Here is a 10,433-nt window from a genome sequence, read left to right on the forward strand (position 1 = left end):
AAGGGTCACATCTGCCAGGTGAATGCTCGATTTCGTCTCGCCGATGCGATTCTCGGCGAGGAGGGCGGTCCGTGGTGTCGTTCCCCGGTGCCGGGGCGGGCGGGCGGTCAGAGGGTGACGATCGTCGCCTCGGTCGCCTTGATGCCGGTCCAGACGGATACGCCGTCGGCGAGGCCGAGTTCGGCGGCGGCCTGGGGGGTGATCTCGGCGACGAGGTCGGGCGCCCCGTCGGAGGTGACGAGGACGCGGAGGCGGCTGCCGCTGGCGGTGATCTCGCGCACGGTGCCGGGCCAGACGTTGCGGGGGCTGCCGGCGGGCTTCTCGCGGTGCAGGGACACCGCCTCGGGCCCGACGATCGCGAGCGCCGGGGTGCCGGGCGGCGGGGGCTCGGCGGCGACCAGGGTGCCGCCGCCGTCGAGGGCGAGGCCGTCGGGGGTGGCGGTGCCGGGCCAGGCGTTGCGGCCGAGCATCCGGGCGACCCAGGGCGACCGGGGGTGGCGGGTGACCTCCGCCGGGGTGTCGTCCTGGAGGGCCCGGCCGTCCTGGAGGACGAGGACGCGGTCGGCGAGGGAGACGGCCTCGACGGGGTCGTGGGTGACGACGAGGCAGACGCCGCCGAAGCCGGCGAGGTGGGTGCGCAGGGTGTGCCGGACGTGGGCGCGGGTGGTCTGGTCGAGGGCGGCGAGGGGTTCGTCGAGGACGAGGAGCCGGGGGCGGGCGGCGAGCGCCCGGGCGAGGGCGACCCGCTGGGCCTGGCCGCCGGAGAGCTGCGCGGGCTTCCGGTGCCCCAGGTGGCCGACGCCGAGGCGGTCGAGCCAGGCCTGCGCCTCGCGGCGGGCCTCGGAGCGGGCGACGCCCTGGGCGCGCAGGCCGTAGGCGGTGTTGGCGAGGGCCGACATGTGCGGGAAGAGCGCGCCGTCCTGCGGCACCCACGCGACGTGGCGGCGGTGCGGGGGCAGGGCGGTGACGTCCTCGTCGCCGAGCCGGAGGTCCGCGCGGGCGCGCGGGGTGAGGCCCAGGAGGGCGCGGAGCAGGGTGGTCTTGCCGGCGCCGTTGGGGCCGACGACGGCGATGGTGGTGCCGGGTCCGGCGTCCAGGGTGAGCCGGGTGAAGCCGGTGACGTCGGCGTGCAGGGCCCAGCGCCCGCCGGGCGGGGCGCTCTCCGCCGTGGCCGGTACCGCCGCGGCCGGTCGTCCCGCGGCCGGTCCCGCCGCGGCCGGCTCCCCCGTGGTCCGTTCCCCCGTCGTCGGTTCCTCCGTGGGGGCGGGGCGGCGCCTCCCGTCCGCCGGGGTGCCGGTCCAGCGTCCGCGCAGGGCGATGAGGACGCCCATGGCGATGGCCAGGAGCAGGAGGGAGACGGAGGTGGCGGCCTCGGGTTCCTCCTGGAGCAGCAGGTAGACCTGGAGCGGGAGGGTCTGGGTCGTCCCGGGCAGGTTTCCGGCGAAGGTGATCGTCGCGCCGAACTCGCCGAGGGCCCGCGCCCAGGTGAGCGCCGCGCCCGCGAGGACCCCGGGCGCCACCATCGGGAGCGTGACGGTGAAGAAGACGCGGACCGGCGAGGCTCCGAGGGACGCCGCCGTCTCCTCGTACCGGGGCCGGAGGCCGCCGAGCGCGCCCTCCAGGCTGATGACGAGGAACGGCATGGCGACGAAGGTCGCCGCGACCACCGCGCCGGAGGTGTGGAACGGCAGGGTGATGCCGAAGGTGCCCTCCAGCCACGGCCCGAGCAGTCCGCGCCGGCCGAAGGCCAGGAGCAGCGCGACGCCGCCGACGGTCGGCGGCAGCACCATCGGCAGCAGCACGAGCGAGCGGACGAGCGCCTTGCCGGGGAAGGAGACCCGCGCGAGCAGCCAGGCGAGGGGGACGCCGAGGAGCAGCGAGAGGCCGAGCGCCCAGAAGGAGACGAGGAGCGACAGCTTCAGCGCCTCGACGGTCCCCGGCGCGGTCAGGTGGCCGCCGAGCTCTCCCCACTCGGTCCGCACGAGGATGCCGATCAGGGGCAGCGCCAGGAAGGCCACGGCCGCCAGCGCGGGCAGCGCGAGGGCGAGGGGCGGCCGGGAGCTCCCGGGGCGCCTCGCGGCGACGCGTATGCCTGATCGTTTCATCGTCTGTCCCGGAGAGGTGGGGTGGAGCGGAGGGGCTGCCCGGTCCCCCGGTGCGGGCAGCCCCTCCCGATCGTGGACGATCCCGTACGTTACGGCTTCTGGAAGCCGGCGTCCTGGAGGATCTTCTGCCCCTCCGGCGAGGACAGCCAGGCGACGAACGCGGCGGCGGCGTCGGCGTTCTTCGACTCCTTCAGCGTGGCCGCCGGGTACTGCGCGACGGCGTTCTGGTCGTCGGGGATCTCGACGGCGTCGACCTTGTCCTTCGCGCTCTCGGCGTCGGTCTTGTAGACGAGGCCGGCGTCGGCCTCGCCCAGCTCGACCTTGCTGAGCACGGCGCGCACGTTGGGCTCCTGGGAGACCGGCTTCACCGCGATCCTCTGCTTGTCGAGGACCTGCTTGCTGTACTTGCCGGCCGGGACCTCGGGGGCCGCGAGGACGACCTTGAGCTTGGTGTCCGCGAGGTCCTTCAGGTCGTCGACCTTGTGCGGGTTGCCCTCGCCGGTGGCGATGACGAGACGGTTCTTGGCGATGACCGCCGGGGTGCCGGTGTCGGCCTTCACCTTGTCCATGCTCTTGGTGTCGGCGGTCACCAGGACGTCGGCGGGCGAGCCCTGGGAGACCTGGGCGACGAGCTCCTGCGACCCCGCGAAGGAGAAGGTGAGCTTCGTACCGGGGTGGGACTTCTCGTACGCGGCGCCGGCCGTCTTGAACACGTCGGTCAGGGACGCGGCGGCGAGCACGGTGAGGTTCGCCGCGGGGGCGCCGGTCGCGGAGCCGGAGGCGGTGGCCGTGGAGCCGCCGGTGTCCTTCTTGCCGTCGTCGCTCGAACAGGCCGCGAGCGGGACGAGCAGGGCGGCGGTGAGGGCGCCGGCGGCGGCACGGCGCCCGGTGAGGGTGAGGGACATGAGGGTCTGGACTCCTTGGAGACGGATCGGAAGTGCGGGGAAGAGGCCGGCCGCGCCGACGGCCGAGGTGTTTCGGTGGTGCGTGAGGGGTGGTCAGGTGCGGTCGATGTGCACGCTGGTCGACTTCACGCGGGCGGTGGCCTGCATGCCGACTTCCAGTCCCAGTTCCTCCACGGCCTCCCGGGTCAGGAGGGAGACGAGCCGGTGCGGACCGGCCTGGATCTCGACCTGGGCCGCGACGTCGCCGAGCTTGATCGCCGTGACGATGCCGGGGAAGGCGTTGCGCGCCGACGTGTACGACGCGTCCTCGTCGTCGCCCTGCGCGATCTCCACGGAGAACGCCGCGAGCGACTTCCCGTCGATGACGCGCCGCCCGCTCTCGTCGCGGTGGGTGGCGACCCGGCCCGCGTCCGCCCAGCGGCGCGCGGTGTCGGGGCTGACGCCCAGCAGACGCGCTGCCTGCCCGATGGTGTAGGACTGCATATGCGACACCGTAGGCCGTTCCCACTCTCATCTGCAAGAAAGTCGTGGGACTCTCCATCGCGGATGAGAGGAGGGTGGTAGGAACCGACGAGAGGGGTCGCCCTCCGGTCTCACGCCTCGGACGGAAGGCTTCCGGTGAGCCGAGGGGGGCCGATCCAGATGCCCGTGACGGCGCTGACGTAGCGGGCTCCGCAGCGGTCGGACGGGACGACGAGCTGCGGGCCGGCCCCGTCGAGGTCCCGGTCGTCCATCCGGGTCGCGAGGAGGACGGGGGCGTCGCCGAAGTCGGCGTCGATCTCCGCCCACGACAGGAGCGCGTGGTGCCCGTCGCCGCCGCTCACGGCGACCAGGAAGCGGGCGCGCTCCTTGCGGCGCGCGGGGTCGAAGCGGGGCAGCGCCCCGGCGACGACCTCCCTCAGGAGGGGCCCGGCGAAGGTGTGGTGCTGGGGCCCGGCGGTGGCGCAGTCGAAGACGACGTCGGCCCGGTGCTGCTCCCAGCCCCGGCGCAGGTCGGCGACGGCGAGCACGGCGGGGCGGGCCACGTCCCCCCGGAGCGCGAAGGAGCCGGCGGGGACGAGGACGGGAGCGGGGACGGGGGTGGGAGTGGGGACGGGGGTGGGAGTGGGAGTGGGGACGGAGGTGGGGACGGGTGCGGCGGCGGGTGTCGGGTGGGGTGCGGCGTTCGGTCGGCTCATCGTCGGTCCCCTCGCGGCGGTCGGTGCGGCGGCTGCGCGCAGTGATACCCGACCGGTGGAGCGAGGAATCGTGATTGCCATGGAAACAAGGTGTACGGGGCTGCATTTGTGGGCTTTCTACGAGTCTTCGCCTCGCCGTTGCCCGGCCTTTCGGCCGACGCCCCGGGCCTGCCGGTCGAGGGCGAGCCAGACGCGGTCGCGGGTCACCGGCAGTTCGGTGAAGCGGATGCCCGTGGCGTCCCGCAGGGCGTTGGCGAAGGCGGGGGCGACCGGGTTGAAGGGGCTCTCGCTCATCGACTTGGCGCCGAGGGGGCCGATGGCGTCGTTCGTCTCCGTGAAGTGGACCTCGGTGCGGGGCACGTCGGCGTACTGGGGAAGCCGGTAGCGGCGGAACGCGGCCGTAATGACCTCGCCGCGCCCGTCGACGCGCACGGTCTCGAAGAGGGTGGCGCCGAGGGCCTGGGCGACCCCGCCCTCGACCTGGCCCCGGCACTGCATCGGGTTCATGACCTTGCCGGCGTCGGCCGCGTGGACGCTGCGCAGGATGCGGACCTCCCCGGAGCCGGGGTCGACGGCGATCCGGAACCACTGGGCGTTGAAGGCGACCGAGCGCGGCGAGCCGCCCCAGTGCCCGTCCGCCGCCAGCTCCTCCGCGGCGCCGCGCGCGTGCCCCGCCTCGTACAGCTCCTTCAGGGTCACCGTACGGCCCGCGCAGTCGACGGACTCGGCGCCGAGCACGCACAGGTGCCGGGCCGTTCCGGTGTGCCGGGCGGCGAGGGTGCGGAGGCGTTCGGCGAGCGAGGTCGCGGCGAGCAGGACGGCCTTGCCCGCGACGACGGTGCCGGCGGAGCCGAAGGCGCCGGTGTCGTGGCGCACGACGTCGGTGTCGGACTGGCGGACCGTGAGCCGGTCCTCGGTGGTGTTGAGGGCGCCGGCGGTGATCTGCTTGTGGACGGTGGTGGTGCCGTTGCCGAACTCGGCCGTGCCGACCGCGATGTCGTACGTCCCGTCCTCCAGGAGCGAGACGCGGGCGTCGGCGTAGTGGCCGCCGGGCGGGCCGGTGGCGATCATCGCCATGCCCGTGCCCTGCCCGACGAGCCAGCCCTCGGGGGCGTCCTCGGCGCTGCGGTCCCCGGCGAGGGCGTTCCGCACGACGGAGAGGCACTGGTCGAGTCCGTACGAGGCGATGTGGAGGTCCTCCTCCTCGCCGATCGGGCTGTGCATGCCCTCCCCCGGGCCGATGACGTTCTTCTCCCGGAAGGCGAGCGGGTCCATGCCGAGGCGGCGGGCGAGCTCGTCCATCACCGACTCGACGGCGAAGGTGACCTGGCCGAGGCCGTAGCCGCGGAAGGCGCCCGCCGGGACGACGTTGGTGTAGACGGAGTAGGCGTCGACCTTCTTGTGCGGGGCGCGGTAGACGGCGAAGGACTCGCCGACGCTGTGGAACATGACGGCCGGGCCGTGGTTGCCGTAGGCGCCCGTGTTCGACACCACCCGCATCCGTACGGCCGTGAGGGTGCCGTCCTTCCGGGCCCCGACCTTGATGCGGACGGTGAACGGGTGGCGGGTGGTCGCGCCGTGGAACTGCTCGGCCCGGGTGTACTCCAGCTTGACCGGCCGGCGCAGCTTCAGTGCGGCGAGGGTGACGACGTCCTCGGTGAGCATCTCCTGCTTGCCGCCGAAGCCGCCGCCGACCCGGCCCGCGACCACCCGCACCTCGTCCTCCGGCAGGCCGTACAGCGCGCACAGGGCCCGCCGGGTCAGGAACGGGGTCTGGGTGGAGGAGCGGACGGTGAGGCGTTCGCCCGTGCCGTCCTCCTTCGGCTCGAAGTACGCGACGCAGCCGTGGGTCTCCAGGCTGGCGTGCTGGACCCGCTGGGTGCGGAAGGTCTCCTCGTACACGACGTCCGCCTCCGCGAAGCCGTCCTCGACGGAGCCGATCTCGCCGTGGACCTCGCCCGCGACGTTGTTCCCGACCCGGGCGATGCGCTCCTTCGGCCCCTTGCCCGCGTGGAGGACGGGGGCGCCGGGGCGCATGGCCTCCTCCGGGTCGGTCACGTGCGGCAGTTCCTCGTACGTGACCTCGATCCGGCGGCAGCCCTCCTCGGCGGCCCCCTCGCTGTCGGCGACGACGGCGGCGACCCGCTGGCCGACGTACCGGACGACGTCGTCCAGGACGCGGGTGTCGTCGGGGTCCTCGGTGGGGTGCTCGTGGCGGGCGGAGGAGTAGAGCGTCCCGGGCGCGTCCTCGTGGGTGAGGACGGCGACCACGCCGGGGACGCGCAGCGCGGCGGCGGTGTCGATCGCGACGATCCGGGCGTGCGGGTGCGGGGAGCGCAGCAGCTTCATGTGCAGCAGGCCCGGGACCTCGACGTCGAAGGTGTAGCGGGCGGTGCCGGTGACGACCTGGGGGCCGGCGGGGGCGCCGACGTTGCGGCCCACCGCCTTGCCCGCGCACGGGCGTTCGACGTGCTTCACGCCCCGTACGGCGTCCTCGATCGCCCGGTAGCCCGTGCAGCGGCAGATGTTGCCCTTGAAGGCGCGGGGCAGGTCGTCGAGCTTGCCGTCGTCGTGCGGGGCGCCCCGCTCGGCCTCCAGGGCGGCGGTGGTCATGAGGAACCCGGCGGTGCAGAAGCCGCACTGGTAGCCCTGCGCGTCGAGGAACCTCCGCTGTACGGGGTGGAGTTCGCCGTCCGGGGAGGCGAGTCCCTCGACGGTCGTGACGGCGCGGCCCTCCGCCCGTACCGCCGGGTACAGGCAGCTGTGGACCGGTTCGCCGTCGACGTGGACGGTGCAGGCGCCGCAGTCCCCGGCGTCGCAGCCCTTCTTCACCCCGAACCAGCCGCGCTCGCGGAGGTAGGTGCGCAGGCACTGGCCGGCGCGCGGCTCGGTGTCGAACGGGCGCCCGTTGACGTGGAGTTCGAAGCTCATCGGGTGCCTTCCTCGCGGGTGTCGGGGGCGGTCGGTTCGCGGCGGGCCTCACCGGGGCCGCCGGGGACGGTCGGTTCGCGGTAGGCCTCACCGGAGCCGCCGGAGAGGGTCGGTTCGCGGCGGGCCTCACCGGGGCCGCCGGGTGCGGTCAGTTCGCGGCGGACCTCCTCGGCGAGGCGCAGGCCCATGTGCCGCCGCCACTCGGGCAGTCCGTGGATGTCGTCGAACCACTCCCCGGGGGCCACCGCGGAGTCGATCGCCGCACGGAGCCGTCCGGCGGTGGGCGGCAGCGGGAACCAGAACCGGAACGGGCGGGTGGTGGCCGCGGTCACCGTGACCGCCAGCGAGCCGTCCACCGGGTCGAGCGTCCCGATCACCAGGGCCCCGGACCGGCCGAGCCCGTACAGGGACGCCTGCCGGAAGGCGGTGCGGCAGGCGAGGGCCCGCGCGGGCAGCGTCACCGAGCGCAGCAGTTCGCCCTCCGCGAGGTCCTTGACGCCCGCGCCCCTGATGAATTCGGCCACCTTCACCTCGCGCGTGGAGCCGTCCTGCGCCTGGAGGAGGCAGCTTCCGTCGAGGGCGGCGGTGAGCGAGATCATCGGCCCGGCCGGGAGGCCGTTGCACAGGTTCCCGCCGACGGTGGCCATGTTCCAGATCTTGAACGAGGCGAGGAAGGCCCGGCAGCACTGCTCGAAGAGCGGGGCGGCGGGAGCGTCGAGGAGGCGCCGTCCGAAGCGGGAGAGCTGGGTGATCGTGCAGGTCGCCGCGATCTCCAGCGAGCCGTCCCGGTGGCGCGTGAGCGGCTCCCAGCCCATCCGGCCCAGGTCGACGAGGCGGCGCAGGTGCGGCTGCGGCTCGGAGAGCAGATAGGTTCCGCCGCCCAGCCACGCGTCCCCGGGGCGCCAGGGCTCGCGCAGACGCGCGTCCCTCACGTCCGTGATCGTGTTCAGATCCATTCCGCCCCGCCTTCCGACCGATGTCTTCAGGCCAGTGAAGCCCGGGGACGAGGCGGGGCACGACTGGACGGGAACCCGGAAATCGTCCGTCTCCCGGACCTCCGCCCTGGATGATCCACCAGGAACTGTTCTCCGCCCGGAGCCGTGCATCTACGATGCAGCGACTCGCATTCGCCTCGTGAATGTGAGCGCGGGCCCGTCCCGCGACCGCGCAAGGAGCCTCGTATGCACGTCGACCACCTCCTCCGGCTCGACCGGCTGGACCTCTCCCTCGTCTGGGGCGACGAGGCGCTGCTCGGCCAGGAGATCTCCGGGGTGACCGCGACCGACCTGGAGGACCCGGAGCGCTTCCTCCAGCCGGGCGAGGTCGTGCTGAGCGGGCTCGTGTGGTGGAGCCGGGACGGCGCGCCGGCCAGGACCGACCGCTTCGTGTCGGCCCTGCGCCGGTCGGGTGCCGTGGCGCTGCTCGCCGGTGAGGAGACCCACGGGCACGTGCCGCGCGAGCTGGTCGACGCGTGCCGGAGGCACCGCGTCGCCCTCGTCGCCGTGCCCCCGCACACCAGCTTCCGGGCCGTCACCGAGGCCGTCTACCTGCGCCAGTGGGGCGAGCTCAACCGGTACCCCACCGGCCATCACGCCCTGCCGGAGAACGTCCGCCTGGACCTCGACCGTGCCCTGGAGGGCGGTGCGACGACCGGCGAGCTGCTCGACCGGGCCTTCGCCCACCTCGGCACGCCCGCCTGCCACCTGCTCACCGCCAGCGGCCGGACCGTGGCCCGCACCGGCGGTACGGCGGAGCTTCCGGCCCGGGAGGCCGCGGAGGTCCTGCGCGACGGGCGGGGCACGACGCTGCGCGTCGAGGCGGAGGGCACGGACTTCGACACCTGGCACCTGCACCTGCCGGAGGAGGGGCGGGTGCCTCCGAGGGTCCTCCAGGAGATGTCCGAGCTCCTCGGCCGGCACCGGCGCCGCCGGGACCGGCACCGGGCGGCGCGCGGCCCCGCCGCCGCCCGGCTGGTGGAGGCGATCGGCGCCGCGCGCGCCGACACCGAGCGCCTGCGGAGCGCGCTGGCCTCCTGCGGCCTGGCGGACCGGGCCGCGTACACGGTGGTCGTCGCGGCCCTGGAACCGGACGGGAACGGCGGTGCCGACGGGGTCGCCGCGCTCACCGAGGCGCTCGGCCACCTGCCGTCCGTCGCGTTCGCCGTCGCTCCGGGCGCCGGCGACGAGGCGACGGCCGTCCTCGCCCACGAGGGGGACGCGGCGGACGGTGCGACGGGCGGCACGGCGGACGACACGGCGGCGCGGCTGCGCGAGGTGTGGCCGCTGATCCGGGCCTGCCGGCCGGAGAGCACCTGGCGGGTCGGCCTGAGCCTGCCCGCCACTACCCCCACGGAGCTGAACACCGCGCTGGCGCAGGCCCGTTACGCCCTGGCGGCGACTCCCGCCGCGCCGTCGCCGCCCTCGTCGGCCCCGTGCGTCGCCGGGCTCCGCGACCTCGACGGGCTGGCCCTGCTCCTCGCCGGCGTCCCCGCCGACGTGCGGGACGTCTACCGCACGACGGTCCTCGGTCCCCTGATCGGCGCCGGGCGGGGGTCGGGGACCATGCTCCTGGAGACCCTGGAGGCCTTCCTCGCGCACGACTGCTCCTGGACGAGGACCGCCGAGGCGCTGCACATCCACGTCAACACGGTCCACTACCGCGTCGAGCGCATCGAGTCCCTCACCGGCCGGGACCTGTCCCGCCTCGACGACCGGGTGGACCTGCGCGCCGCCCTCCTCTGCCGCTGAACCGGTCCCGGACCCGGGCCCGGCGGGAACGGGCCGTGGCGGTTCAGCGCAGGTCGACGTGGACGTTGGTCGACTTCACCCGGGCGGTGACCGTGACCCCGACCTCAAGGCCCAGCTCCTCGACGGCCTCGCGGGTCACGAGGGACACCAGCCGGTGCGGACCCGACTGCACCTCCACCTGCGCGGCCACGTCGTCGACCCGCACCCCGGTCACGATCCCCACGAAGGAGTTCCGCACCGAGGTCGACACGTCGTCCTCCGGGACGGCGTGCAGCCCGGCCCCCCGTTCCCGGGCGAAGGCGGCCAGGGCCGCGCCCTCGATCACCCGCCGGCCGGCCCCGTCGCGCTCCACGGCCGGCCTGCCCCCGTCCGCCCACCGGCGAACGGTCTCCGAACTCACTCCGAGCAGCCGCGCGGCCTGCCCCATGCTGTACGACGGCATCCCCGCACTCTAGGGGGTGTCGGACGGATCACGCCCGCGCCCGCGTCGTCCACCGGGTGGCGACGGGTGCTCACGGCGCCCCGCCTCCCGTCGTGCGTCCGGTGTAACGTCCCGTGCCCGGGGGG

Annotated in this window: 8 protein-coding genes; 1 reads left to right on the forward strand and 7 read right to left on the reverse strand. The window is 74.6% G+C overall.

Translation table 11 applies throughout. The annotated features are described in order from the left end of the window. Window positions 1-107: 107 nt before the first annotated feature. The 6 genes from ACWGSR_RS01830 to ACWGSR_RS01855 form a co-directional block, all read right to left on the reverse strand. Window positions 108-2,105 carry an ABC transporter permease gene (locus ACWGSR_RS01830; RefSeq protein WP_453562973.1) on the reverse strand — a complete coding sequence of 666 codons (1,998 nt, stop codon included), beginning with the start codon at window positions 2,103-2,105 and terminating at the stop codon, window positions 108-110. Between the two features lie 89 nt (window positions 2,106-2,194). After that, window positions 2,195-3,010 (reverse strand): molybdate ABC transporter substrate-binding protein, encoded by an 816-nt coding sequence (gene modA / locus ACWGSR_RS01835; RefSeq protein WP_376239964.1) that lies wholly within the window; start codon window positions 3,008-3,010, stop codon window positions 2,195-2,197. 93 nt (window positions 3,011-3,103) lie between these two features. Continuing rightward, entirely contained in the window at window positions 3,104-3,493 is a 390-nt protein-coding gene (locus tag ACWGSR_RS01840) for a TOBE domain-containing protein (RefSeq protein ID WP_376239962.1), read from the reverse strand. Between the two features lie 110 nt (window positions 3,494-3,603). After that, entirely contained in the window at window positions 3,604-4,188 is a 585-nt protein-coding gene (locus tag ACWGSR_RS01845; RefSeq protein ID WP_453562976.1) for a molybdopterin-dependent oxidoreductase, read from the reverse strand. 117 nt (window positions 4,189-4,305) lie between these two features. After that, window positions 4,306-7,119, reverse strand: coding sequence for a molybdopterin-dependent oxidoreductase (locus ACWGSR_RS01850; RefSeq protein ID WP_453562978.1), 2,814 nt, complete (start codon window positions 7,117-7,119; stop codon window positions 4,306-4,308). Next, window positions 7,116-8,075 carry an FAD binding domain-containing protein gene (locus ACWGSR_RS01855; protein ID WP_453562979.1) on the reverse strand — a complete coding sequence of 320 codons (960 nt, stop codon included), beginning with the start codon at window positions 8,073-8,075 and terminating at the stop codon, window positions 7,116-7,118. Before ACWGSR_RS01855 ends, ACWGSR_RS01850 begins: the two co-directional genes overlap by 4 nt. 225 nt (window positions 8,076-8,300) lie before the next feature. On the opposite strand from ACWGSR_RS01855, the gene ACWGSR_RS01860 reads away from it, so the two are divergent. Beyond that, window positions 8,301-9,866 carry a PucR family transcriptional regulator gene (locus ACWGSR_RS01860; RefSeq protein WP_453562981.1) on the forward strand — a complete coding sequence of 522 codons (1,566 nt, stop codon included), beginning with the start codon at window positions 8,301-8,303 and terminating at the stop codon, window positions 9,864-9,866. 43 nt (window positions 9,867-9,909) lie between these two features. Here the strand turns inward: ACWGSR_RS01860 and ACWGSR_RS01865 are convergent, their stop codons facing one another. Beyond that, window positions 9,910-10,308, reverse strand: a complete 399-nt coding sequence (locus tag ACWGSR_RS01865; RefSeq protein ID WP_376239951.1) for a TOBE domain-containing protein — start codon at window positions 10,306-10,308, stop codon at window positions 9,910-9,912. Window positions 10,309-10,433 lie beyond the last annotated feature (125 nt).

The organism is Streptomyces sp. NPDC055632 (assembly GCF_053618675.1).

Bases quoted from the DNA above. Each gene is read 5' to 3' on its own strand.
- ACWGSR_RS01830 (WP_453562973.1), bottom strand. From the start codon at position 2,105: ATGAAACGATCAGGCATACGCGTCGCCGCGAGGCGCCCCGGGAGCTCC.
- ACWGSR_RS01850 (WP_453562978.1), bottom strand. From the start codon at position 7,119: ATGAGCTTCGAACTCCACGTCAACGGGCGCCCGTTCGACACCGAGCCG.
- ACWGSR_RS01855 (WP_453562979.1), bottom strand. From the start codon at position 8,075: ATGGATCTGAACACGATCACGGACGTGAGGGACGCGCGTCTGCGCGAG.
- ACWGSR_RS01840 (WP_376239962.1), bottom strand. From the start codon at position 3,493: ATGCAGTCCTACACCATCGGGCAGGCAGCGCGTCTGCTGGGCGTCAGC.
- ACWGSR_RS01845 (WP_453562976.1), bottom strand. From the start codon at position 4,188: ATGAGCCGACCGAACGCCGCACCCCACCCGACACCCGCCGCCGCACCC.
- modA (WP_376239964.1), bottom strand. From the start codon at position 3,010: ATGTCCCTCACCCTCACCGGGCGCCGTGCCGCCGCCGGCGCCCTCACC.
- ACWGSR_RS01865 (WP_376239951.1), bottom strand. From the start codon at position 10,308: ATGCCGTCGTACAGCATGGGGCAGGCCGCGCGGCTGCTCGGAGTGAGT.
- ACWGSR_RS01860 (WP_453562981.1), top strand. From the start codon at position 8,301: ATGCACGTCGACCACCTCCTCCGGCTCGACCGGCTGGACCTCTCCCTC.